Annotated in this window: 22 protein-coding genes; 19 read left to right on the top strand and 3 right to left on the bottom strand. The window is 72.8% G+C overall.

Features of this window, described 5'->3' with window-relative positions; all coding sequences use genetic code 11:
- From N866_RS04655 to N866_RS04700, 10 genes are all read left to right on the top strand, one after another.
- Window positions 1-1,327 (top strand): type IV pilus twitching motility protein PilT (locus N866_RS04655; RefSeq protein ID WP_052022402.1); only part of this gene is annotated, 1,327 nt, incomplete at its 5' end.
- Window positions 1,327-2,556: a type II secretion system F family protein gene (locus tag N866_RS04660; protein ID WP_034223322.1), complete on the top strand. Its 1,230-nt coding sequence runs from the start codon at window positions 1,327-1,329 to the stop codon at window positions 2,554-2,556. The genes N866_RS04655 and N866_RS04660, both read left to right, overlap by 1 nt.
- A 159-nt stretch (window positions 2,557-2,715) precedes the next feature.
- Window positions 2,716-3,153, top strand: coding sequence for a prepilin-type N-terminal cleavage/methylation domain-containing protein (locus N866_RS22685; RefSeq protein ID WP_034223325.1), 438 nt, complete (start codon window positions 2,716-2,718; stop codon window positions 3,151-3,153).
- Between the two features lie 113 nt (window positions 3,154-3,266).
- Window positions 3,267-4,871, top strand: coding sequence for a type IV pilus modification PilV family protein (locus N866_RS21285; protein ID WP_034223328.1), 1,605 nt, complete (start codon window positions 3,267-3,269; stop codon window positions 4,869-4,871).
- Window positions 4,868-5,464: a PilW family protein gene (locus tag N866_RS04675; RefSeq protein ID WP_034223331.1), complete on the top strand. Its 597-nt coding sequence runs from the start codon at window positions 4,868-4,870 to the stop codon at window positions 5,462-5,464. The genes N866_RS21285 and N866_RS04675 overlap by 4 nt, the downstream gene beginning before the upstream one ends.
- A complete protein-coding gene (locus tag N866_RS04680) occupies window positions 5,461-6,954 on the top strand; it encodes a hypothetical protein (protein WP_034223333.1) in 1,494 nt (497 codons plus the stop codon). The genes N866_RS04675 and N866_RS04680 overlap by 4 nt, the downstream gene beginning before the upstream one ends.
- Window positions 6,955-6,990: 36 nt before the next feature.
- Window positions 6,991-7,770 carry a prepilin peptidase gene (locus N866_RS04685; RefSeq protein ID WP_034223336.1) on the top strand — a complete coding sequence of 260 codons (780 nt, stop codon included), beginning with the start codon at window positions 6,991-6,993 and terminating at the stop codon, window positions 7,768-7,770.
- A gap of 114 nt (window positions 7,771-7,884) precedes the next feature.
- Window positions 7,885-8,949: a type IV pilus assembly protein PilM gene (gene pilM, locus N866_RS04690; RefSeq protein WP_034223338.1), complete on the top strand. Its 1,065-nt coding sequence runs from the start codon at window positions 7,885-7,887 to the stop codon at window positions 8,947-8,949.
- Window positions 8,946-9,662 (top strand): hypothetical protein, encoded by a 717-nt coding sequence (locus N866_RS04695; protein WP_034223340.1) that lies wholly within the window; start codon window positions 8,946-8,948, stop codon window positions 9,660-9,662. Before pilM ends, N866_RS04695 begins: the two co-directional genes overlap by 4 nt.
- Window position 9,663: 1 nt before the next feature.
- Window positions 9,664-10,497, top strand: a complete 834-nt coding sequence (locus N866_RS04700) for a hypothetical protein (RefSeq protein ID WP_155855206.1) — start codon at window positions 9,664-9,666, stop codon at window positions 10,495-10,497.
- Window positions 10,498-10,620: 123 nt separating this feature from the next.
- Here the strand turns inward: N866_RS04700 and N866_RS04705 are convergent, their stop codons facing one another.
- Window positions 10,621-11,439, bottom strand: coding sequence for a trypsin-like serine protease (locus N866_RS04705; RefSeq protein ID WP_034223345.1), 819 nt, complete (start codon window positions 11,437-11,439; stop codon window positions 10,621-10,623).
- A 152-nt stretch (window positions 11,440-11,591) separates the two neighbouring features.
- Here N866_RS04705 and aroC point away from each other — a divergent pair, with 152 nt between their 5' ends.
- From aroC to nusB, 8 genes are all read left to right on the top strand, one after another.
- On the top strand, window positions 11,592-12,812 hold the full coding sequence (gene aroC, locus N866_RS04710; RefSeq protein ID WP_034223346.1) for a chorismate synthase: 1,221 nt from the start codon (window positions 11,592-11,594) through the stop codon (window positions 12,810-12,812).
- Window positions 12,809-13,465, top strand: a complete 657-nt coding sequence (locus tag N866_RS04715) for a shikimate kinase (RefSeq protein WP_081802331.1) — start codon at window positions 12,809-12,811, stop codon at window positions 13,463-13,465. The genes aroC and N866_RS04715 overlap by 4 nt, the downstream gene beginning before the upstream one ends.
- Entirely contained in the window at window positions 13,462-14,616 is a 1,155-nt protein-coding gene (aroB, locus tag N866_RS04720) for a 3-dehydroquinate synthase (RefSeq protein ID WP_052022403.1), read from the top strand. Before N866_RS04715 ends, aroB begins: the two co-directional genes overlap by 4 nt.
- Window positions 14,617-14,641: 25 nt before the next feature.
- Window positions 14,642-15,088, top strand: coding sequence for a type II 3-dehydroquinate dehydratase (gene aroQ, locus N866_RS04725; RefSeq protein WP_034223349.1), 447 nt, complete (start codon window positions 14,642-14,644; stop codon window positions 15,086-15,088).
- A 51-nt stretch (window positions 15,089-15,139) separates the two neighbouring features.
- Window positions 15,140-15,775: a hypothetical protein gene (locus tag N866_RS04730; protein WP_034223351.1), complete on the top strand. Its 636-nt coding sequence runs from the start codon at window positions 15,140-15,142 to the stop codon at window positions 15,773-15,775.
- Entirely contained in the window at window positions 15,772-16,251 is a 480-nt protein-coding gene (locus N866_RS04735) for a hypothetical protein (protein ID WP_034223352.1), read from the top strand. The genes N866_RS04730 and N866_RS04735 overlap by 4 nt, the downstream gene beginning before the upstream one ends.
- A 115-nt stretch (window positions 16,252-16,366) precedes the next feature.
- Window positions 16,367-16,930, top strand: coding sequence for an elongation factor P (efp, locus tag N866_RS04740; RefSeq protein WP_034223354.1), 564 nt, complete (start codon window positions 16,367-16,369; stop codon window positions 16,928-16,930).
- Between the two features lie 4 nt (window positions 16,931-16,934).
- Complete coding sequence (gene nusB / locus N866_RS04745) at window positions 16,935-17,351, top strand: transcription antitermination factor NusB (protein ID WP_034223355.1); 417 nt, start codon at window positions 16,935-16,937, stop codon at window positions 17,349-17,351.
- On the opposite strand, the gene N866_RS04750 is transcribed toward nusB, so the two are convergent.
- Complete coding sequence (locus tag N866_RS04750; RefSeq protein ID WP_052022404.1) at window positions 17,329-18,831, bottom strand: GGDEF domain-containing phosphodiesterase; 1,503 nt, start codon at window positions 18,829-18,831, stop codon at window positions 17,329-17,331. The genes nusB and N866_RS04750 overlap by 23 nt on opposite strands.
- 75 nt (window positions 18,832-18,906) lie before the next feature.
- Window positions 18,907-22,245: a proline dehydrogenase family protein gene (locus N866_RS04755; RefSeq protein WP_034223357.1), complete on the bottom strand. Its 3,339-nt coding sequence runs from the start codon at window positions 22,243-22,245 to the stop codon at window positions 18,907-18,909.
- A gap of 108 nt (window positions 22,246-22,353) precedes the next feature.
- Between N866_RS04755 and N866_RS04760 the strand changes: the two genes are divergently transcribed.
- On the top strand, window positions 22,354-23,250 hold the full coding sequence (locus tag N866_RS04760; RefSeq protein ID WP_081802332.1) for a helix-turn-helix domain-containing protein: 897 nt from the start codon (window positions 22,354-22,356) through the stop codon (window positions 23,248-23,250).
- The last annotated feature ends 36 nt before the right edge of the window (window positions 23,251-23,286 follow it).

Raw genomic sequence — 23,286 nt, forward strand, 5'->3', positions numbered from 1 at the left:
CGTCGAGCGCCCGATGCCGCCGCCGTCCTCGCCGAGCCAGGCCCAGCGCGCTGCGGGCATCCCGGCGGCGGAGTCCCGTCAGCCGCAGCGGCCCGAGCCGGCCCCCCGGCCGGCCCAGGAGCGCAGCGCGCGGCTCGGTGTGGTCCTGGCCCAGGAGGGCGACCTCGACCTGGACACGGCGCTCAAGAAGATGATCGAGCTCGGCGCCTCCGACCTCCACGTGACGGCCGGAGCGCCCCCGAACGTCCGCCTGGACGGCGCGCTCCGCCCGCTGGAGGGCTTCCCGAGCATGCTGCCGGACGCGATTCAGCGCACGCTCTACGGGATCATCAACCAGCGTCAGCGGGAGACGTTCGAGGCCAACCTCGAGCTCGACTTCGCCTACGCGGTGCGCGGCGTCGCCCGCTTCCGCGTGAACCTCTACCAGCAGCGCGACTCCCTCGGGGCCGCCTTCCGCGTCATCCCCTACGAGATCAAGCCGCTCGAGGCGCTCGGCGTCCCGCCCATCGTGGCCAACTTCGCCAACATGCCGCGCGGTCTGGTGCTCGTGACCGGCCCGACGGGGTCGGGCAAGTCGACGACCCTCGCGTCGATCATCGACCTGGCCAACCGGACGCGGCCGGACCACATCATGACCGTCGAGGACCCGATCGAGTTCCTGCACCGGCACAAGAAGTCCCTCATCAACCAGCGCGAGGTGGGGGCGGACACCCACTCGTTCGCCAGCGCGCTGAAGCACGTGCTGCGGCAGGACCCGGACATCATCCTCGTCGGGGAGATGCGCGACCTGGAGACGATCTCGGTCGCTCTCACCGCCGCGGAGACCGGCCACCTGGTCTTCGCCACCCTGCACACGCAGGACGCGGCCCAGACGATCGACCGCATCATCGACGTCTTCCCGTCCTTCCAGCAGGCGCAGGTCCGCACCCAGCTCGCCTCCTCGCTCCAGGGGATCGTCTGCCAGACGCTCTGCAAGCGCGCCGACGGTCCGGGCCGCGCCGTGGCCACCGAGGTGCTCCTGGCCACGCCGGCCATCCGGAACCTCATCCGCGAGGGCAAGACCCACCAGATCTACTCGTCCATGCAGGCCGGTGCCCAGATGGGCATGCACACGATGGACCAGCACCTCGCGGAGCTGGTCAAGAACGGCAAGATCACGTACGAGCAGGGGCTCGAGAAGTGCCACCACGTGGCGGACTTCAACCGCCTGACCGGCCGGGCCGGCGACGGCGGCGGCGGCACCTCGCTCGGCGCGATGAGCGGGGGAGACCCGCTCGGCGCCGTCAGCCTGGCCAACGGGAACCAGCAGTTCGGAGGGATGGGCTGATGGCCACCGCGACGAAGACGTTCGAGTACGCGGTCCGGGACCGCAGCGGCAAGCTGGTCAAGGGTCGCGTCGAGGCGCCCAACCAGGCGGCCGTGGCCGGGCGCCTGCGCACCATGGGCATGGCACCGGTCTCCATCGAGGAGGTCTCGAACTCGGGGCTCTCAATGGAGATCAACATCCCCGGCCTCAGCGACCGGATCAGCCTCAAGGACATCGCGGTGATGTCCCGGCAGATGGCCACGATGATCAACTCGGGTCTCTCGCTGCTGCGGTCCCTGTCGATCCTCGCGGAGCAGACGGAGAACAAGGCGCTAGCGAAGATCGTCGCTCAGGTCCGCACCGATGTGGAGACCGGCTCCTCCTTGTCGCTGTCGTTGGGGAAGCACCCGAACACGTTCCCGCCGCTCATGGTGAACATGGTCAAGGCGGGCGAGGTCGGCGGCTTCCTCGACGAGGTCCTGCTCTCGGTCGCGTCGAACTTCGAGGCGGAGGTCAAGCTCCGCGGCAAGATCAAGAGTGCGATGACCTACCCGGTCATGGTGTTCGTCATGGCGATCCTCGCGACGACGGCGATGCTGCTGTTCATCGTGCCGGTGTTCAAGGGCATGTTCGAGGGGCTCGGTGGCACGCTGCCGTTGCCCACGCAGATCCTCGTCTACCTGTCCGAGGCCATGCGGTACGTCGCCCCGGTGACGCTCGTCGCCCTCGTCGCGTTCTTCTTCTGGTGGGGCCGCCACAAGAACGACGTCGCCGTCAAGGAGAAGATCGACCCGCTCAAGCTGAAAGTGCCCGTCTTCGGGCCGCTCTTCCAGAAGGTCGCGATGTCCCGGTTCACCCGGAACTTCGGCACGATGATCCACGCGGGCGTGCCCATCCTCCAGTCGCTCGACATCGTGGGGGAGACCAGCGGCAACATCGTCATCGAGCGGGCCGCCCGGGACGTCCGCGAGTCCGTGCGCACGGGACAGTCCCTTGCCGGGCCTCTGGCGCAGCACGCGGTGTTCCCGCCGATGGTGGTGCAGATGATGGCGGTCGGCGAGGACACCGGCGCGCTCGACACGATGCTGCACAAGATCTCGGAGTTCTACGACCAGGAGGTCGAGGCCACCACCGAGGCGCTGACCTCGTTGATCGAGCCGCTCATGATCGCCATCGTCGGCGTCATCGTCGGCGGCATGATCATCGCGATGTACATGCCGATCTTCAAGGTCTTCGACCTCATCCAGTGACGGCACGCCCGACGGCGCGAGAGGCTGCGCCGTCCGGGTGAAAACCGCAGGTAGATCGTCAGGAGCGCTCAGTGCCAGGCGTCGTCGGTCGATGAACCACATGTAGTACCTCAGGCCGGGGGGACCTCGGCACTCACACCGCAATCGAAGGGCAGATCCATGATCGCTCGCGTCAGCAAGGCTCTCAACGACAAGGACAAGGGCTTCACGCTCATCGAGCTCCTCGTCGTCATCATCATCATCGGCATCCTGGCCGCGATCGCCATCCCGGTCTTCCTCAACCAGCGCCAGAAGGGCTGGGACGCCGCCGTCCAGTCCGACCTGAAGAACGCGGCGACCGCCCAGGAGACGGTGCTGACGGAGACCGGGGCCTACTTCGCCGGCGTCGTCGCCGCCGCCAACCTCGGCGCGGAAGGCTTCCGCTACTCCGCCGCGGCGAACTACACCGGCGCTACTCCCGCGATCACTGCGGTCACGCGTGGCGCCACCAACGCAGACTCCTTCTGCCTGAGCGCGACGTCCGCGTCGGGCGAGATCTGGGTGTACGACAGCGCGCTCGGTGGCATGCAGCCGACCACGGTCAACGCCTGCCCGTGATTCCGCGGAGCCACCAGCTGCTCGTTGATTGACCGGTGGGGAGGGAAGGACTTCATCCTTCCCTCCCCACCAGGCTGTGCGGGACCATCTTGACCGGGACGAAAGGGGCGTCGATGAGTCGGCTGCTGCACCGTGTTCGACGCGAGGACGCAGGGTTCGGCCTCATCGAGGCTGTCGTCGCCCTCCTCATCGCCGGCGTTGTCTTCGGCGCGCTCGCCACGTCCCTCATCGCCGCAGTCCAGGCCTCGCTCTACAGCCGCCAGAACCAGCAGGCGACCGACTTCATGACCCGTGAGCTCGAAGATGCGCGCGCGCTCGACTTCGGCGCGCTGGCGCATCCGGCTGCTCCCGCTGCCGTCGCGCCCCTCGAGTCGTGCGGAGCCGGCACCTGCCTGCGGGTCGAGAGCGTCCCCGAGCCGCTCGTGGTCGAGTCCGGCGGTGCCATCGACGACAGCAAGACCCTCCTCGGCCTGGAGACGAACAACACCGAGTACACGGTGCGGACCTTCGTCACCCAGGCGCTGGGAGAGCCGGTCGAGAACCTCCGTCGCGTGACGGTCGAGATCTCCTGGCTCAACCGGGGGGTCGAACGCACGAGGTCCACATCGACGCTCGTCGCCTTCGTGCAGCGAGGCCTGCCACTGCCCGTGTTCCGCGTCGACCTCGCCGAGCCGGCGCTGACCCGCAACCCCGGGGGCACCTTCGCGTTCGAGATCACGGTGACCAACCAGGGCGCGCCGGACACGTTCGACCTGGCGCACAACGGCGGCTCGAACTGGGCGTTCTACCTCGACGACGACGGCGACGGCTCCTTCGACCCCGCCCTCGACACCACCGTCGTCACCGACACCGGACGGCTCGACCCCGCGTCCACAGTCACGTTGTTCCTCGTCCGGCAGACGACCGCGACGTCGACGCTAGGCACGCAGACCATCGTGGCGACCGCGACGTCGCGTGGCCAGCCCCTTGCGACGGGTGGCAGCAAGAGCGTCCAGGCCGTGGCGACGCTGCAGAGCGGCGTCATCACGCCGCCGCCGCCGCCCGGTCCGGGTCCGTACACCCCGCTTCCCCAGTGCGTCGCAGCGACCACGCCCACCATGCCGGTCGGCAGCGGTGCGTACAGCGCGCTCGCCTACACGCTGCAGCACAACGGCGTCGGTGCCAGCGCCCTTCAGTCCCAGATGTACATGGGCACGGCGGCGGGCGACGAGACCGTCCTGTCGCCGTACTCGACCGACCTCGACAGCGCAGCCCTGGGCCGGATCCTCCGGCCCGTGCCGGCCGGGACGGCGACTGACGCGCAGATCCTGGCGCTGGCCGACCCCACCCGCTACGCGGACTGGGCGCTCCAGTACAACCGGAAGGCCGACGTCCAAGGTCAGCCGGTGCTCCGCGTGTGGGTGCAGCGGCACACCGGTACCGGGCCGGTCGCGCTCAAGGCGGTGCTCTACGGGGCGACCTCCTCCGGTGCGAGCCTCAGCCGCACCCCATGGACGTCGGCACCCGCCGATCTCGGCACCCTCTCCTGTGTCGTGGCGGCGACCCCCGGCTGGCAGGAGGTCTGGATCACCCTGCCGGACATCGGGACCAGGACCGTGCAGCGCAACGGATGGATGGGGGTCCGCCTCGTGGCCACGCACACGACGACCGACGAGGTGCGCCTCGCCTACGACGTGCCGGCGCAGTTCGCCGCCACGCTCACCGCGAGGGTGAAGTGAGTCGGGTAGGGCGGCCGAACAGCGGCCGCGACAGCGGGCTCACCCTCATCGAGCTGCTCGTGACGATGCTGCTGCTGGGCGTCGTCTCCACGCTGGTGGTCACGGCCGTCTCGCAGTCCGTGCGCGTGCTCACCCAGACCCAGGACGAGAGCACGGGCCTCAACGACGCCAAGACGGTTCTGGACCGCGTCGCCCGCGACATCCGTCAGGCCCGGTCGGTGAGCTGCACGCCCACCGCAGCCGATCCCGACCTCTGCTTCAAGAGCCTCACGCTGTGGATCGACGCCGACTCGAGCTACACGCAGGAGGCGGACGAGCGCGTCACGTGGGAGCTCCAGCTCAACGCCGACGGCGAGCACTACGACGTCTGGCGGATCGAGGGCGACCCCACGGACCCTCTGTCCCCGCGCCAGGTGCAGGCGTCCTCCCTGATCGTGGACGTCCTCTTCAAGTACTTCGACGAGGCCGGTAACGAGATCCAGCCCGCCGACGCCGACATCGTCAACTTCACCATGCAGTACGACGCGATCCTCGACCGGGGGACCGAGCGCCGGGAGGCCGCGTTCTCTGCGCGCCTCAGGAACAAGGGATGACCATGCGTGACCGCATCCGCACCGTGCTCCGCGGGGACCGCGAGGCGGGCCTCGGCCTGATCCTCGTCATCGGCGTCTCCGTCTTCGTGTTCACCATCGCGATGGCCGCGACGGCGCTCGCCGTGAACGGCATCGCGCAGAGCCGCAACCGCACCGGGTTCGAGACCTCCCTCGCCCTGGCGGAGACGGGCATCGACCGCGCCATGGCCTCGGTGCAGATCGCCTACGACGAGATGGGGCTGGACTACCCCATCCCGGGTCCGGCCAGTGCGGTCGACCCGGACCCGTGGTGCGAGGACACCCCGATCACCTTCCCCGCGTCGAACCCCGACGGGGTCTTCGCCTCGGAAGAGGAGGAGCAGGCCTGGATCGTCCCGGTGCTCGAGTCACTCGTCGGCACGGACTGCATGATCACCGACGAGCTCGGCCAGTACGTCGTGGTGAAGCCTGTCTCGGCCACCCCCAAGTACGGCAAGGTCTACGCCCTCGCCGCGATGCCCTCGTTCGCGGAGGCCGAGCGCACGCGGGTCGTCAAGAGCGAGTACATCTTCATGCCGTTCCGGCCGAGCCACGCCATCCTCGCGGGCGGCGACCTCGACATCTCGTCCAGCACCCTGGTGGACGGGGTCGACGCGGCGGCGCGGGCGCAGGCCGCGGTGCACTCCAACGGGTCGATCACCGGCAGCGGCAACCCGACGGTGTACGGACCGGTCACGTCCACGGGCACGTCGTCCGTCACGTCGACCCGTTTCTTCGGCAACACCGGGACCAGCGTCGAGAACAAGGCCACGATCGCCATCCCCGACGTCAACGCGTTCCGCACCCGGGCGGTCGCGCCGCTCGGTGCCCGGGCGTCCTGGTACGACCTGTGCCCCAACGGGGACGTCCGGCAGTACGCCGACCCGGCGACGCCGTGCTCCGCCAGCGCCACGTTGATCGGGACGGCGACCGCCTCCACGGCGGTCCGCGGCTGGCTGTGGGACAGCACGAGCCGCACGTGGATCGCCACGAGGAACGCGCTGGACGGGACGTACTACGCGCACGAGGCGAACATCAACATGTCCACGGGCGTCGCGACGTTCCCGAGGATGACCCTCATCGCGTCCGCTGCCGACCGCACCAGCTGCACCGCGAAGACGTACGGCAACATCACGTGGGACCACTACAACCTCGTGGCGCCCTCCTACGGCAACATCTTCATGCTCGCCGACACGGACATCGTGACGACGGCCAACTTCTCGGCGGGGCGGCTCACGCCCGACATCATCAGCGGGATGTTCATCGCCGGCGACCAGATCGAGATGCAGACGTCGAGCCAGGGGGCCGTGGGCTCCGTCGTCACGGCGGACCAGTGCCCCACGCCACCGTCACGGGGCCTCATCACGGCCTCGCAGGTCAAGAACCCGGCCGTCTTCTTCGACCCGAACTCCGAGGCGCCCTTCTCCAGCATCATCACGACCGCGCTCTGGCTGGACTACGGACGAGGCTGACCGGTTCGACGGGCGACATCCGCCACACTTCGGTCCGTGCACGTCATCACCACAGCCGTCCTGGGCCTGCTCGTCGGGTCGTTCCTCAACGTCGTCGTCTGGCGGGTGCCCCGCGGCGAGTCGGTCGTCCGGCCACCGAGCGCGTGCCCGGCCTGCAGTCGCCCCATCCGTCGCCGGGACAACGTGCCCGTCGTGTCGTGGTTGCTCCTGCGTGGACGATGCCGGGACTGCTCGGCGCCGATCTCCGCGCGGTACCCCCTCGTGGAGGCGGCCACGGCCGCGGCGTTCGCACTCGTGGCCTGGCGTCTCGGCGCGACGTGGGAGCTCCCGGCCTACCTGTGGCTCACCGGCGCCTGCGTGGCGCTCGTGCTCATCGACCTCGACGTGCACCGGTTGCCGGACGCGATCGTGCTGCCCTCCTACCCGGTGGTGGTGTGGCTCCTCGTGGTGGCCACCCTTGCGCCCTCCGGGGCCGCGGAGTGGGGCGACCTCGCGCGGGCGGGCGCGGGGGGAGCGATCCTCTTCGCCGCCTACTTCGTGATGGCGGTGGCCTACCCCGGGGGGATGGGCTTCGGCGACGTCAAGCTCGCCGGGCTCCTCGGCGTCGGACTCGCCTGGCTCGGCTGGGGCTCGCTGGTGGTCGGCGGCTTCGCGGCCTTCCTGCTGGGTGGTCTCTATTCCCTCGGCCTCCTCGCGCTACGACGCGCCGGCCGGGGGACGGGCATCCCGTTCGGCCCCTGGATGGTCGCCGGCGGCGCCGTCGGCGTCGCGGTGGGCGAGCCGCTCTGGCGCGCCTACCTCGGCCTGCTGACCTGAAGTCACAGTCCCCGTGTCCCGGCCGATCAGCCCGCGAAGATGACCCGCCAATTCACTCATCTAGGCGACGCCGGATGCCGATAGGCCGGTGAGACGTTCGAGAGAGGACCGACTGTGGCCACCACCCGCGTCGTCGGGCTCGACATCGGCACCACCTTCGTCCGAGCGGCGGAGCTGGAGTTCGGTGGCGGTGCCCGATCACATCGGCAGACCCCCACCCTCCACAGGTACCACCAGGTACCGCTGCCCCTGGGGGCGGTCCGGGGGGGCGAGGTGCACGACTCGACGACCGTGTCCGCGGCGCTCCGGCAGCTCTGGGCAGAGGGTCGGTTCAGCACCCGGGACGTCGTCATCGGCGTGGGGAACCAGCGGGTCCTCGTCCGCGAGCTCGAGATGCCCTGGATGCCGCTCGCGCAGGTGAAGGCGTCCCTGCCGTTCCAGGTGCAGGAGCTGCTGCCCATGTCGGTGGACGAGGCGCTGCTGGACTACTTCCCCATCGGGGAGTCGACGGGCCCCAACGGGCGCGCCATCCAGGGGATGCTCGTCGCGGCGCAGCGGGACACGGTCACCTCCAACGTCCTGGCGGTCGAGGGCGCCGGCCTCCGGCCGAGCATGGTCGACCTCAACGCCTTCGCTCTGCTGCGGGCGATGGTGCGGGGTGAGCTCGCGGAGCGGGTCGTCGCGCTCGTCGACATCGGTGCACGCGTGACCAACGTCGTCGTCGCCGCCCAGGGGCTGCCTCGCTTCGTCCGGACGCTGCCGTCGGGCGGCCACGACGCCACGGAGGCCGTCGCCAGCGCGCTCGGCATCTCCGCACCTGAGGCGGAGTCGGTCAAGCGGGAGGTCGGGATCGGGCTCTCCGTGCCGGCCGACCGTCAGGCGGCCGCGGAGGCGGTCGCCACACCGACGCGGTCCCTCGTGGAGGCCATCCGGAACACGTTCGTGTACTACCAGGGCAACCACCCCGGCGCCGGCATCGAGACCGTCGTGCTGACCGGCGGCGGCTCGCACCTGCCCGGGCTCGGCCAGTACCTGGCCAGCGCGAGCCGGCTGCCGGTCACCCTCGGGGACCCGCTCTCGACCGTGAAGGTGCACAAGCAGGTCAACCGCGCGGCGTTGAGCGGTGCGGAGTCCCTCGTCGCGATGCCGATCGGCCTGGCCTACGGAGTTGCCGCATGACCTCCACACTCAGCGCACCCCCGCAGTCGCGCGGCAAGGACGCCCGGCGGAAGGGCCGCAGCGACGCCGTCGGCGGCGGTCTGCCCCAGGTCAACCTGCTGCCGCCCGAGGTCCGGGCCGCCCGCGGCCTCAAGGTCGTCAAGCGGTGGCTCCTCATCTCGATCGGCCTCCTCGTGCTCGTGATCGCCGGCGTCTTCGTATGGAGCGTCATGGAGCGGTCCGTGGCGCAGGAGTCGCTCGCCCAGGCGCAGGCCGAGACCGCGCGGCTTCAGGACGAGGAGCAGCAGTACGCGGAGGTGCCCCTCGTGCTCGGGGCTCTCGACAGCACGACAGCCGCCCGCGAGCTCGGGATGTCGACGGAGGTGAGCTGGAAGCCGTACCTCGACGCCATCACCGCCGTGCTTCCCGCCGACGTCAGCATCGAGTCCATCGGTCTGTCGAGTGCCACACCGATGGCTCCCGCGGCGCCACCCGCGAGCCCGCTCGAGGCGCCCTCACTGGCGCAGCTGACCTTCACGGGCCAGACGAGCACCGTGCCGGACGCCGCCGCCCTGATCGACGCCCTGAACTCGGTCCCGGGTCTGGCGGACGCCTGGCTGGTGTCGGCGGCGGTCGAGGGCATCGACGGCACCACGTACTACCTGATCACCGGGACGGTGCAGGTCTCGGACGCGGCCCGCGCGCAGCGCTTCGCGTCCACGGAGGGGGAGTGACATGGCGGACCGTACCAAGGCGCCCCGCGCCACTGGATGGGTGCTCGGCACCATCGCTTTTGCGACGGCCCTGGGGGCCGGGAGCTACTTCCTCGCGATCGCGCCCGTGCTCGACGAGACGTCCCAGGCCCGGACCCAGGCGGAGTCCGTCGAGCAGGCGAACGACCTCCAACGCACGAAGATCGCACGCCTCAAGACCCAGTTCGCGGAGCTCGACACCTACAAGGCCGAGCTCGCCGCGCTCCAGGTCCAGATCCCGACCGAGGCGGACCTCTCCGGGTACTTCCGCCAGCTCCAGGACATCGCCACCGCGCGCCAGGTCACGCTCCTGGGTCTCGCGACCCAGAGCGGCCAGGCGGTCGTGCCGGTCGCCGCAGTCCCGGGAACGGCGTCTGCGACGGTAGAGCCCCCGGAGCCGGCCGAGCCCTCAGAGCCTGACACGTCCCCGGACGCGCCGGCGTCGCCGGCACCCGCTGAGCCGGAGGCACCGACCGCACCAGCGGGGTTCGTCGCGATCCCGGTCGCCATCACGGCGCTCGGCACGTACGAGGACGTCGTGGCCTTTCTCGCCGACGCACAGGCAGCCACCCCCCGCCTGATGCTCGTGATCGACTTCGTCGGCACGGCGCAGCCCGCTGCGGACGCGAGCGCAGGCCGGCCCGCGACGGTGGTCGGCGACCTGGAGCTCACGGTGAACGGCTACCTCTACGTCCTGCAGGACCCCGCCGCCCCCGCACCCGTCGAGCCCGCCGAGCCGCTCCCGCTGCCCGCACCGGTGCCCGGCAAGAACCCGCTCATCCCGGTGGTGGGCACGGAGGCCGCGGTCGAGGACTGAGCGTCCGGCCCGGTGGCACTCCCTCGGGCAGAGCGCAGCACAGCAGCACGCACCACAGCAGGGCGGGCCCCGACCGATCCGGTCGGGGCCCGCCCTGTCTCCTGCCGCCCGAGGGCGTCGGTGTCAGCCCGCCGGGAGCGGCGCGATCCCGAACTCGGCCAGCCATGCCAGGTCGTCCGCCTGGTCGACCCGGTAGCCCCCACCGGTTCCGGCGCACCGCGCGTTCACCCCGAAGGACGTCACCGCCGCGATGACGCTGGTCCCCGCGATGAAGACCGGGCCGCCGGAGTCCCCGCTGCACGTGCCACCCGTCGCCGCGTTGTTCGTGAAGATGACCGAGTTGCCGGCCTTCTTCTCCCCGAACATCGCGTCCTGGTTGATGATGCTCACGGTCGCCTGCATGCGGACGGGCCGCGCCTCGGTCAGGCCGGTCTGCTCGGGCATCGAGCGCTGCAGGCCGTAGCCGACGGCGGTGAACTGCTGCTTGACCGGCCCACGCCGCACGAACAGCGGGTCGAAGTAGCCGAGCGGCGCCACGGACGCGTACTCGGGCATGACGACCGCCTCGTCGAGCACAACGACGCCGAGGTCGTTGAGGTAGAAGGCCGCGTCGTCGTAGTCGGGGTGGTCATAGGGCGTGCCCGTCGTCCCGCCGGTTGTGGGGTAGCCCGTCCCGGCGGCCCGGGCGTTCTCGACGAACCACACGCGCACGCTGTCCGCACCGAAGGTGCAGTGCCCGGCGGTGAGGTAGACCGTGGGCGAGACGAGCGTCCCGCTGCACCGCCACGCCGGCTTCCCGTCCTGGTAGGCGATCATGATTCCGACGTACGGGTGCTCGCCGTCGTCCGGCTCGCCGTACCGGATCGCGGCCGCCGGCGCGGCCGTGGCTGCGGCCAGGCCGAGGGCTGCGACGAATGCCACTGCTGCGCGGGTGAAGCGCATGGGTGGGTGTCCTCTCTCGAAGGTGACCTGCGTCACTGCAGGCTCTGCGGACGTTACTACCCAGTAGGCCGTTCGGGGGAGAGGGGGACGCGGCATCCCGACGCCCGGACGACGACGCAGCCGTGTCCGTGCCCCGTGGGAGGATCACGCCCATGTTGCGCTGGCTGACCGCAGGTGAGTCCCACGGTGAGGCCCTCGTCGGGATCCTCGAGGGGCTCCCGGCCGGTGTCCACGTCACGACGGCGGACGTGCAGGAGCGCCTCGCGCGCCGCCGGCTCGGCCACGGACGCGGCGCCCGGATGAAGTTCGAGCAGGACGCGGTGCGGATCCTCGGCGGGCTGCGCCACGGCGTCACGCAGGGCGGACCGGTGGCGATCGAGATCGCCAACACCGAGTGGCCCAAGTGGGTCGACGTCATGTCGGCGGACCCGGTCCCCCCGGAGCGGCTCCAGGTCGACGCAGGCACCGGCGACGTGCGCGAGGTCGCACGCAACCGGCCGCTCACCCGCCCGCGGCCCGGCCACGCCGACCTGGTGGGCATGCGCAAGTACGGCTTCGAGGACGCGCGCCCGGTGCTGGAGCGCGCCTCCGCGCGCGAGACGGCGACCCGGGTGGCGCTGGGCACGGTCGCCGCGCACCTCCTGGAGCAGGCCGCCGGGATCCGCCTGGTCTCCCACGTCGTGGCGATCGGCCCGGTCGGCGTCCCCGAGGACGCCGACCTGCCCACGCCCGACGACGTCGCGGCCCTGGACGCCGACCCCGTCCGCTGCTTCCACGGCCCGACGTCGGCCGCGATGGTCGAGGAGATCGACCAGTGCCACAAGGACGGCGACACCCTCGGTGGCGTCGTCGAGGTCCTCGCCTACGGCGTGCCGAGCGGCCTGGGCAGCTACACGCACTGGGACCGGCGCCTCGACGCGCGCCTCTCCGCCGCCCTCATGGGCATCCAGGCCATCAAGGGCACGGAGGTCGGCGACGGCTTCCGCACCGCCACGCGCCGCGGCTCCGCGGCCCACGACGAGATCGAGCGGGACCCGCAGACCGGACGGGTGCGCCGCCGGAGCAACCGGGCCGGCGGCGTCGAGGGCGGCATGTCCAACGGCGAGGTCCTGCGGGTCCGCGCGGCCATGAAGCCGATCTCCACCGTGCCGCGCGCGCTGGCCACGATCGACACGAGCAGCGGCGAGCCGGTCGCGGCACAGCACCAGCGCTCCGACGTGTGCGCCGTGCCGCCGGCGGCGGTCGTCGCGGAGGCGATGGTCGCGCTCGTCCTCGCCGACGCCCTCCTGGAGAAGGTCGGCGGCGACAGCGTCGCCGAGGTCTCCCGGAACCTCCAGGCCTACCTCGACGCGATCCCCGAGCTCCAGCGATGAGCGACCCGGACGCGCCGGGCACGACCAGCGGCGCGCGCGCGCCCGGCACGACCAGCGACGCGCACGCGCCCGGCACCCGCCCCGCGGTCGTCCTCGTCGGACCGCCCGGGTCCGGCAAGAGCACCGTCGCCCGGCTCCTCGCGGACCGCCTCTCCGTGGTGGCGCGCGACACGGACACCGACGTCGAGGCCACGGCCGGCAAGACGATCTCGGACATCTTCGTCGAGGACGGGGAGCCGCGGTTCCGCGAGCTCGAGCGCGAGGCCGTGGCGCAGGCCCTCGCCGAGCACGACGGCGTGCTGGCGCTCGGTGGCGGCGCGGTCCTCGACGCGGGCACGCAGCAGCTCCTCGCGGCCTACGGCGCGGCCGGGGGCACCGTCGCGTTCCTGGACGTGAGCCTCACCCACGCCGCACCGCGGGTCGGCTTCAACACCTCCCGGCCGCTCCTGCTCGGCAACCCGCGCGCCCAGTGGCAGTCGCTGATGAACGCGCGCCGACCCGTCTACGAGCGGCTCGCCACCCTGCACGTGTCGACGGACGGGGTGCCCCCGCGGGACGTCGCCGAGCGGATCGCCGGTGCACTGGGACCCTCCGCAGAGCCAGGCACGACCACCACGCCCGCCGTCGAGAACCCCGTGCAGGAGGACGCATGACCGCCTCGAGCTCGTCCTCGCCGACCGGTGCCCCGACGACCATCACGGTGGCGGGGGAGCGACCGTACGACGTCGTCGTCGGGCACCACCTGCTGGGTGAGCTCCCGCGCCTGCTCGGCACGGGCGTGAAGCGGGTGCTCGTGATCCACCCCGGCGCCCTGGCGACCTCCGCCGAGGCGGTCCGGGAGGACCTGCTCGCCCAGGGGTACGAGGCGTACCTCGCCGAGGTGCCCGAGGCCGAGGAGGCGAAGACGGCGCAGGTCGCGGCGTTCTGCTGGCAGGTGCTCGGCCAGGCCGAGTTCACGCGCTCGGACGCGATCATCGGCCTGGGCGGGGGCGCGACCACCGACCTCGCCGGGTTCGTCGCGGCCACCTGGCTGCGGGGGATCCGCGTCGTGCAGGTCCCGACGACGCTCCTGGCCATGGTCGACGCCGCCGTCGGCGGCAAGACCGGGATCAACACGGCCGAGGGCAAGAACCTCGTCGGTGCCTTCCACCCGCCCGCCGGCGTGCTGTGCGACCTCGCCTCCCTGGACACCCTGCCGCGGCACGACCGCACAGCGGGCCTGGCCGAGGTGGTCAAGACGGGGTTCATCGCCGACCCGCGCATCCTCGAGCTCATCGAGGCCGACCCGGCCGCGCTCACCGCCGAGCGCCTCGACGACGCGGCGCAGCGGACGCTGCGGGAGCTCGTCGAGCGCTCGATCGCGGTCAAGGCACGGGTCGTGGGGGAGGACCTCAAGGAGGCGGGCCTGCGGGAGATCCTCAACTACGGCCACACCTTCGGTCACGCCATCGAGCTCACGGAGCGCTACCAGTGGCGCCACGGCGCCGCCGTCTCCGTCGGCATGGTGTTCGTCGCGGAGCTCGCGCGCCTCGCCGGACGCCTCGACGACGACGTCGTCGACCGGCACCGCGCGCTCCTCACCGCGCTCGGCCTGCCCGTGACGTACCGCGGGGACCGCTGGGAGCAGCTGCTCACCGCGATGCGGCGGGACAAGAAGACCCGCGGGGACCTGCTGCGCTTCGTCATCCTCGAGGACGTCGGCCGCCCCACGCGGCTCGAGGGCCCCGACCCGGCCTTGCTCGCCGCCGCGTACGCCGAGGTCAGCCGCGACCTGCCGACGACGCGGACCCCCGTGTCCCTGTGAGACCGCCTGCCCTAGCCTTGCGGCCATGACGCGCGTCCTGGTCCTGAACGGTCCGAACCTCGGGCGCCTCGGCGTCCGGGAGCCGGAGGTCTACGGCTCCGCCACCCTCGCGGACCTGGAGCGGGCCGCGAGCGGGTGGGGCGCCGCGCTCGACCTCGAGGTCGAGGTCCGCCAGACCGACGACGAGGCCGAGATCATCGGCTGGATCCACGAGGCGGTGGACGCCCGGGCGCACGTCGTCCTCAACCCCGCGGCCTTCACGCACTACTCCTACGCGCTGCGCGACGCCGCGGCCCAGATCACGACGGCTGGCCTGCTCCTGGTGGAGGTGCACCTGTCCAACCCCGCCGCCCGCGAGGAGTTCCGACACGTCAGCGTCGTGGGACCCGTCGCGACCGGGACGATCGCCGGCTTCGGCTTCGACTCCTACCGCCTGGGCCTCGAGGCGATTGCCGTGCGACTCCGGGGCTGATCACAACCTCATGTCCTTGTGCTGATCGTCACCACGGCATAGCCTTGTGTCATGTTCGTGATCACCGCTGACCAGCAGGGCAGCCGACGGGTCGGAGACCGCGTCGACGACCTGCTCGCGCGGCTGGCGGCCTGGCAGGAGGGGCGAGCCGGCGTCGTGCGCGGCTTCGAGCGGACCGTCGGCGACGAGGTCCAGTGCGTCCTCGAGGACGCCGACGCCGCCGTCGACGTCGCCCTGCTGCTCCTGCGGTGGGGCGGGTGGTCCGTCGGCATCGGTGCCGGACCCGTCGACCAGCCGCTGCCCGAGCACGCCCGGGCCGGCTCCGGGCCGGCGTTCGTCCTCGCCCGCTCGGCCGTGGAGAAGGCGAAGACGCGGGGGCGGCCCGTCCCGCTCGCCGTCGACGGCACCGTCCCGCACGAGGCCGACGACGCCGAGGCGGTGCTGACCCTGCTCGGCGTGCTCCGGGAGCGAAGGACTACCAGTGGCTGGGAGGCGGTCGACGCCCTGACCGCCGCCGGGGCGACCGCCACGCAGGAGCGCGTCGCCGAGGACCTGGGGATCACCCAGCAGGCCGTCAGCCAGCGCCTACGCACCGCGCTGTGGGCCGAGGAGCAGGCCGCCCGCCCGGCGGCCGCCCGGCTCCTGCGCCGAGCCCAGGGACCGCACCACCAGGGGGCCGGAGCATGACCGAGACCATCGTCGCCGTCCTCGTCGGGCTGGTCGCGCTCGTCGTCAGCGCGCTCGGCGGCTGGCCGCTGACCGCCGCGGTGCTGCGCTGGGCCGCCCGCTCCCGCGACGCCGGGTCGGACCCTGCGCCGGACGCGCCGTCGGACGCTGAACCTGACGGTGAGCCGGACGCTGAGCCGGACACGGAACCGACGACCGCCCGGGACGCGGCACGTCCCCCCGCCGCTGCCGACCCCGACCGGGCCGTCCTGCGCGGCGGCACGTGGATCGGGATCCTCGAGCGCCTGGCCGTCACCGGCACGCTCGCGCTCGGCTACCCGGAGGGCATCGCGTTCGTCATCGCCGTCAAGGGCCTCGGCCGGTACCCGGAGCTGCGCGAGCACCCGGGCCTGTCGGAGCGGTTCGTCATCGGGACCCTCGCCTCGCTCGCCTGGGCCACCGCGCTCGGCGCCGCCGCGCGCGCCCTGGTCGTCTGACCGGCGGCCCGGCCCGCTAGACTGGTCGCCGCTCCACGCGCTCGGACCGTCCGCACGGTCCCACGCCGCTCCCGCGGCCCCGCGTGGCTCCCCGGACGCCGACCGAAGGACTGCTGTGGCCACGACCAACGACCTCAAGAACGGCACCGTGCTGAACCTCGACGGCCAGCTCTGGGCGGTCGTCGAGTTCCAGCACGTGAAGCCCGGCAAGGGCGGGGCCTTCGTCCGCACCAAGCTGAAGAACGTCCTGTCCGGGAAGGTCGTCGACAAGACGTTCAACGCCGGCACCAAGGTCGAGACCGCGAACGTCGACAAGCGCGACATGCAGTACCTGTACAAGGACGGCAACGACTTCGTCTTCATGGACAGCGGCACGTACGACCAGCTCCACGTGGGCGAGGCCGTCGTCGGCGACGCCGCCAGCTACATGCTGGAGAACCAGACCGCGATCGTCGCCACGCACGACGGCACGCCGCTGTACGTCGAGCTGCCGCCGTCGGTGGTCCTGGAGATCACGTACACGGAGCCGGGCCTGCAGGGCGACCGCTCCACCGGTGGCACCAAGCCCGCCACGCTCGAGACCGGCGCGGAGATCCAGGTCCCGCTGTTCCTCGAGGCCGGCACGAAGGTCAAGGTGGACACCCGTGACGGGTCCTACCTCGGCCGCGTGAACGACTGACCGCGTGGGCGCACGCACCAAGGCGCGCAAGCGCGCCGTCGACGTCCTCTTCGAGGCCGACCAGCGGGGGACCGCGCCGATCGACGTCCTGCGCGACCGCATCGCCCAGCCCGGCACGGAGGCGGCGCTGCCGCAGTACTCGGTCGACCTGGTCGAGGGCGTGGTGGCCCACGGCGAGCAGATCGACGAGATCCTGACGACCTACTCCCAGGGCTGGACGATCGCCCGGATGCCGGCCGTGGACCGCGCGGTCCTGCGCATCGGCGTCTTCGAGGTGCTGTGGGGGGACGACGTCCCGGACGCGGTCGCGGTCGACGAGGCCGTCGAGCTGGCCCGGTCCCTGTCGACCGACGACTCGCCGACGTTCGTGAACGGCCTCCTCGGCCGCGTCGTCCAGCTCAAGCCGACGCTGCTGGACTGAGCACCGGGTCGCGCGCCGGGTGGCCCGGCGCGGTGCGCGCCCGGCCGCCCAGGGGCGGCGCGGCATGGGCGCGACGGGGCACCGTCCGGGACGGGCGACCGAGCAGGAAGCCCTGCACCGTCGGCACGCCCATCGCCGAGAGCGCGGCGAGCTGCTCCGGCTCCTCGACCCCCTCGGCGACCACGTCGAGCCGGTGGGCGCGCGCCAGGGACACGATGGCCTGGACCACCGCGGCGCCCTCCGTCGTGACGACGCGCTGCACGAACGAGCGGTCCACCTTGAGCACGTGCAGGGGCAGCGACCCGAGCCGCGCGAGGGAGTTGTACCCGGTCCCGAAGTCGTCGATCGCGACGCGCACGCCGCGGGCGACCAGCCGGCTCAGGGCCCGCTCGGCCGCCACGACGTCCGCCAGGGCGTCGGACTCCGTGATCTCCAGGGTCAGCCGGTCCCACAACCCCTCGCCCCAGGCCTCCTCGACGGCCGCGACGAAGTCCGGCTGCTCGAGGTGGGTCGACGCCACGTTGACGGCGACGGGGAGGCCGGACCGCTCGGTGACGGCCCGCGCTGCCCGGAGGACGAGCAGGCCGATCCGTGCCACCAGGTCCTCGTCCGCGAGGTCCCACCACTGCGCCGGCTCGAGCAGCAGCCCGGACCGGTGCCAGCGCGCCAGGGCCTCGAGGCCCACCACGTCGAGCGTCGTCGTGTCGCTCACCGGCTGGAAGACGGCGACGATGTCCCCGTCGTCGACCGCGCTCAGCAGGTCGCGCCGGAGCCGCTCACGCCGTTCGACGCGGTCGCGCAGCGGCGCCTCGTAGAACGCGGACGACGGCGCCTCACCCGGACGCCGCGCGCAGCGCGCCTGCGCCAGGGCGAGCTCAGCGTCGGCGAGGAGCTGCTCGCCGTCGGCGGGCTCGCCCGGCGACCACACCGACGCACCCACCCAGAACCGCAGCTCCTCGCCGTGCGGGCCGGTCACGGCGGTCCCCAGGTCCCGTGCCAGGCCGAGCAGGTCGGCGTCCGTGACCGGTTCCTCGAGCACCACGGTGAACTGGTCCCCGCCGGTCCGGGCCACGAAGGCCCGTGACCCCGCGACGGCGACGAGGCGGTCGGCGGCCGACCGGAGCAGCAGGTCACCGCCGGTGCGCCCGTGGCGCCCGTTCACCTCGTGCAGCCGCTGGACGTCGACCACGACCACCGCCATGCGGCCGAGCGCCTGCCGGGCCCGGGCGTGCGCCGCCCCGACGTGCGCCTGCGTCTCGACCCGCCCGGGCAGTCCGGTGAGGTCGTCCCAGGTCGGTGTGGAGTGCGGGACGACGTCGGGCTCCGGTGTGCGGTGCAGTCGGCGCCGGTCGTGGAGCAGTGCGAGCACGAGGAGCACGGGCACGAGGACCAGGGTGGCGACGGCCACCAGCGCGACAGCGACCTCGTCCCCGGACAGCACGACGCCGTCGACCAGCCGGACGGCCGTGAGAACGGTCACATCCGTAGTATCCGGTCAAAACGGACCGGGACCGGGACCCGGGCCGCCGACGTGCCCCGGCGTGTCGCGGCGCCGTCAGACGGCGGTGGGCCGGCGATCCGCGACGGTCTGGCTCACGTGCCCGAAGCGGTGCATCGTGCGGCTCACCGCCTGCTCCCGGACCACGGTCAGGAGCTCCCGGCGTCCGCTGAGGACCACCGGGGCGTCCAGGACCGTGACCTCGCCCACGCGCTCCGCGGCCGCCTCCCGCAGCCCCGGCGCCTCGCCCACGACCCGCACCCGGCCGGAGACCTCGCCCGCCCGGACCCGGGCCGCGAACGCGGCGTCGTCCTCCGCGGCGCGCGTGCTCACCGTGACCGGGACGCCGGCCCGCTCCGCAGCGGCCAGGACGCGCGTGACGTGGCGACCGAGCGCACCGTCGCCGACGCGCACCGTCAGGTGGTCGACCGGCCGGTAGCGCAGGACGTTCGCCTCGGCGTGCAGCCCGCTGGCGTCGTGCTCGACGCCCAGCTCCTGCGTCCACACCCGCTCGTCGTCGGCCCGGGCGGCGGCGAGCCAGGCGTCGTCGTCCGCCGGGACGTCGGGGGCGTCCTGCCAGCGCCCGAGCTGGGCGACGTAGTTCGGTCCGCCCGCCTTCGCGCCGGGACCGATCGACGAGGCCTTCCAGCCGCCGAACGGCTGCCGCTGCACGATCGCCCCGGTGATGTGCCGGTTGACGTAGGCGTTGCCGACCTCGACCCGCTCGAGCCAGTGGGCGATCTCGCGCTCGTCGAGGGAGTGGATGCCGCCGGTGAGCCCGAAGGGCACAGCGTTCTGCAGGTCGATCGCCTCGTCGAGCGTCTCGACCCGCATGACGCCCAGCACGGGCCCGAAGTACTCGGTGAGGTGGAACGGCGAGCCGGGCCGCACGCCGTGCTTGACCCCGGGGCGCCACAGGCGACCCTCGTCGTCGAGCCGCTCGGGCTGCACCAGCCACCGCTCGCCCTCGTCGAGCGCGGTGAGGGCGTCGAGGAGCTTGCCCGACGCCGGCTCGGTCAGCGGCCCGACGACCGTCGACAGGTCGGTCGGCGGGCCGACCCGCAGGGACCGGACCGCGTCGGCGAGCTGGCGGTGCAGGCGCTGCGACCGTCCGGCGGCGCCGACGAGGACGAGCAGCGACGCTGCGGAGCACTTCTGGCCCGCGTGGCCGAAGGCGGACCGCACGGCGTCCGCGACGGCGAGGTCCACGTCCGCCGAGGGCGTGACGATCAGCGCGTTCTTGCCCGAGGTCTCGGCGATGACGTCCAGGTCGGGCCGCCAGCCGCCGAACAGCCTGGCCGTCTCGATGGACCCGGTGAGCAGCACGCGTGCGACGTCCGGGTGGCTGACGAGGTGCCGCCCGATCTCGCCCTCGGGCGAGTCGACGACCTGCAGCACGTCCCGGGGCACGCCCAGCTCGTCCATGGCGCGGTGCACGGCCGCGACGGCGACCCCGGCGCACCGCGGCGTCGGGGGAGCGGGCTTGATCACGACGGGGGACCCGGCTGCGAGCGCCGCCAGGACCGAGCCGATGGGGATCGCGACGGGGAAGTTCCACGGCGGCGTCACGACGGTCACGCCGTCGGGCCGGAACACCGCGTGCGGGGTCGCGCCGTCACCGAGCTCCACGGCGCGCTCGGCGTAGTAGCGCGCGAAGTCCACCGCCTCGCTGACCTCGGGGTCGACCTCGGGGACGGTCTTGCCCGCCTCCTGGACGGCGGTGGCGACGAGGTCGCTGCGTGCCGCCTCGAGGTGGACGGCGGCGCGGTGCAGGAGAGCCGCCCGCTGCGCCGGGGTGACGCCAGCCCAGTGCTCACGGACCGCGACCGCCCGGGCGACGACCGCGTCGACGTCGTCGGTCGAGCGGATCCGGACCGGCTCGGGCACCTCGACCCGGCGGGTCAGCACCTCCTGGGCCCACGCCCGCGACTCGAGCACGGCGGGGTCGGTGTCCGGGGCGTTCTCGAAGCCCTCCGGCGCCGGCGCGTCGAGGTCGACCGGCGGGCGCGGCGTCCGACGGCGCCGCGTGCTCACCGTGGCGGCGTCGCGCACCGAGGCGAGGAAGGCCTGCTCCTGCGCGCCGATGCCGTGCGGCGAGCCCGGCGCGGCGGCGAACATCGCGTGCAGGAAGTTCTGCTCGGCGGCGTTCTCCTCCAGGCGACGGACGAGGTAGGAGATCGCGACGTCGAAGTCCTCCCGGGCGACGACCGGCGTGTAGAGGAGGACCTGGCCCCCGGCGGCGCTCACCGTGTCCCGCACGGCACGGGCCTGCGCCGGTGCCATGCCCTGGAGCATCTCGACGTCGACGGCCTCGCTGACGCCCCGCTCCCCGGCGAGCAGGTGCGCGAGCGCGAGGTGGAAGACGTTGTGGCTGGCCACGCCGATGCGGACCGCCTCGGTGCGGGACGCGTCGAGCGCGGTGTCCAGCAGGCGCACGTAGGAGGCGTCGACGTCGGGCTTGCCGGTGTAGGGCGCCTGGGCCCAGCCGTGCAGCTCCGCCTCGACCTGCTCCATCGCGAGGTTGGCGCCCTTGACCAGCCGCACCTTGATCCGGGCACCCCCGGCCGCCACCCGGCGGCGCGCGAGGTCCGTGAGCTCCTCCAGGGCGTCGTGCGCGTCCGGCAGGTAGGCCTGGAGGACGATCCCCATCTCCTGGTCGGCCAGCTCGGGGTCCGCCAGGAGCTGCTCGAAGACGGCGACGGTCAGCTGGAGGTCGCGGTACTCCTCCATGTCCAGGTTGAGGAACGTGCCGTGCCGTCGGGCCGTCAGGTAGAGCGGACGCAGCCGCTCGACGACCCGGTCGCGCGAGCCCGCCGTGTCCCACGTCGACAGCTGGCTCGCGACCGACGACTCCTTGACCGAGACGTAGTCGACGTCGGGGCGCTCGACGAGCGCCGTCACCCGGCGCAGCCGGGCCGTCGCCTCGTCCTCGCCGAGCACGGCCTCGCCGAGCAGGTTGAGGTTGAGGCGGAAGCCCTCGGCGGCCACGCGGGCGATGTGGTCGCCGAGGCCCGGACCGGCGTCCGCCACGAGGTGACCGACGAGCTGGCGCAGCCGGAGCCGCGCCGCGGGGACCACCACGCCCGGCAGGAGCGGCGCGACGAGGGTGCCGAGACCGAGCATCGCGCGGTCGACCGGCCCCAGGAAGCCGCCCGCCGCGCGCGTGTAGGGCGCGAGCGCCGCGAGCTCGGCCGCGGCGGTGCGGTCGTCCTCCGGGCGGGCGACCCGGTCGACGAAGCGCAGCGCCAGCTCCAGCCCCGCCGGGTCGCCGACGAGCGAGGCGAGGCGGCCGGTCGTGCGACGCTCGTCCGGGGTCTCCCCGGCGGCGGTCGCGTCGAGCCACTCGTGCGCGAGACGGACGGCGGCGTCGGTGAGGTCGGTCACGGTGGCGGTCATCCGTGCATCCTCGCCCCGCCGCCGCCCGGCGTCTTGTACGCAGTCGACCTCGCACGCGGTGCGCCGGGTCAAATCGGGGGTCCGGGGCGCCGGTAGGCTCGCGGCGCGATGAGGCCACCCGACGACGACGCACCCGGCGGCGAGCCGGTCGCGCAGCGTGCTGCCGGTGTCGCGGGCGGTGCCTGGCCCGGGGTCGGGGCCGGCGCCGGGGGCAGGCCGGCCCTGTGGCCCGAGGCGGAACGGCTGCTCGCCGCGCTCACCCCGGAGCTCGTCCGCCTCATGGAGGGCCTGACGGGCACGATGTTCTGCGCCAAGGACACGACCGGGCGGTACGTCGCCGTGAACCAGGCCTTCGTGGACCGGACCAACGAGACCTCGCGCCGCGCCGTCGTCGGCCGCCGGGCGGAGGACCTGTTCGTGGACCACCTCGCCGCCCACTACGCCGCGCAGGACGAGGAGGTCCTGCGCACGGGCCAGGCGCTGCGGGACGAGCTCGAGCTGATCCTGCGCCCGGGCGGCTCACCGGGCTGGTACCTCACCTCCAAGGAGCCGGTGCGCGCGGGCGACGTCGTCGTCGGCCTGGTCAGCGTGTCGGAGGACCTGCGGACGTCCGACCCGGCCGACGTCGCGCTCAGCTCGCTCTCCCGCGTGGTCGCGCTCGTCCACGAGCGCCTCGGCGAGCCGGTGACGGTCGCCGAGATGGCCGCGGCGGCCGGCTGCTCGCCCGCGGCCCTGGACCGCCGGATGCGCAAGGTGTTCTCCCTCTCGCCGCGTCGGTACGTCCTGCGGGCGCGGGTCGACCGGGCCGCGACGCTGCTGACGACGACGGACGCACCGATCGCCGCCGTGGCCACCGCGACCGGCTTCTACGACCAGGCCGTCCTGACGCGGACGTTCGGGCGGCTGACCGGGCAGACGCCGGCCCAGTTCCGGCGCGCCTCGCGGGAGGCGGGCGGGCGTCCACCGGCCGGGCACCCCGGTCCCGCGGGGGAGCCGGTGCAGTAGGGTCGCGACCGTCAGACATCCTTTAAGGCCCGTCCA

It is taken from the genome of Actinotalea ferrariae CF5-4 (genome assembly GCF_000603945.1).
Taxonomy (GTDB): Bacteria; Actinomycetota; Actinomycetes; order Actinomycetales; family Cellulomonadaceae; genus Actinotalea; species Actinotalea ferrariae.

Coding starts and splice junctions, on each gene's coding strand:
- N866_RS04660 (WP_034223322.1), top strand. CDS start 1,327: ATGGCCACCGCGACGAAGACGTTCGAGTACGCGGTCCGGGACCGCAGC.
- N866_RS22685 (WP_034223325.1), top strand. CDS start 2,716: ATGATCGCTCGCGTCAGCAAGGCTCTCAACGACAAGGACAAGGGCTTC.
- N866_RS21285 (WP_034223328.1), top strand. CDS start 3,267: ATGAGTCGGCTGCTGCACCGTGTTCGACGCGAGGACGCAGGGTTCGGC.
- N866_RS04680 (WP_034223333.1), top strand. CDS start 5,461: ATGACCATGCGTGACCGCATCCGCACCGTGCTCCGCGGGGACCGCGAG.
- N866_RS04695 (WP_034223340.1), top strand. CDS start 8,946: ATGACCTCCACACTCAGCGCACCCCCGCAGTCGCGCGGCAAGGACGCC.
- N866_RS04700 (WP_155855206.1), top strand. CDS start 9,664: ATGGCGGACCGTACCAAGGCGCCCCGCGCCACTGGATGGGTGCTCGGC.
- N866_RS04705 (WP_034223345.1), bottom strand. CDS start 11,439: ATGCGCTTCACCCGCGCAGCAGTGGCATTCGTCGCAGCCCTCGGCCTG.
- aroC (WP_034223346.1), top strand. CDS start 11,592: ATGTTGCGCTGGCTGACCGCAGGTGAGTCCCACGGTGAGGCCCTCGTC.
- N866_RS04715 (WP_081802331.1), top strand. CDS start 12,809: ATGAGCGACCCGGACGCGCCGGGCACGACCAGCGGCGCGCGCGCGCCC.
- aroB (WP_052022403.1), top strand. CDS start 13,462: ATGACCGCCTCGAGCTCGTCCTCGCCGACCGGTGCCCCGACGACCATC.
- aroQ (WP_034223349.1), top strand. CDS start 14,642: ATGACGCGCGTCCTGGTCCTGAACGGTCCGAACCTCGGGCGCCTCGGC.
- N866_RS04730 (WP_034223351.1), top strand. CDS start 15,140: ATGTTCGTGATCACCGCTGACCAGCAGGGCAGCCGACGGGTCGGAGAC.
- N866_RS04735 (WP_034223352.1), top strand. CDS start 15,772: ATGACCGAGACCATCGTCGCCGTCCTCGTCGGGCTGGTCGCGCTCGTC.
- N866_RS04755 (WP_034223357.1), bottom strand. CDS start 22,245: ATGACCGCCACCGTGACCGACCTCACCGACGCCGCCGTCCGTCTCGCG.
- N866_RS04760 (WP_081802332.1), top strand. CDS start 22,354: ATGAGGCCACCCGACGACGACGCACCCGGCGGCGAGCCGGTCGCGCAG.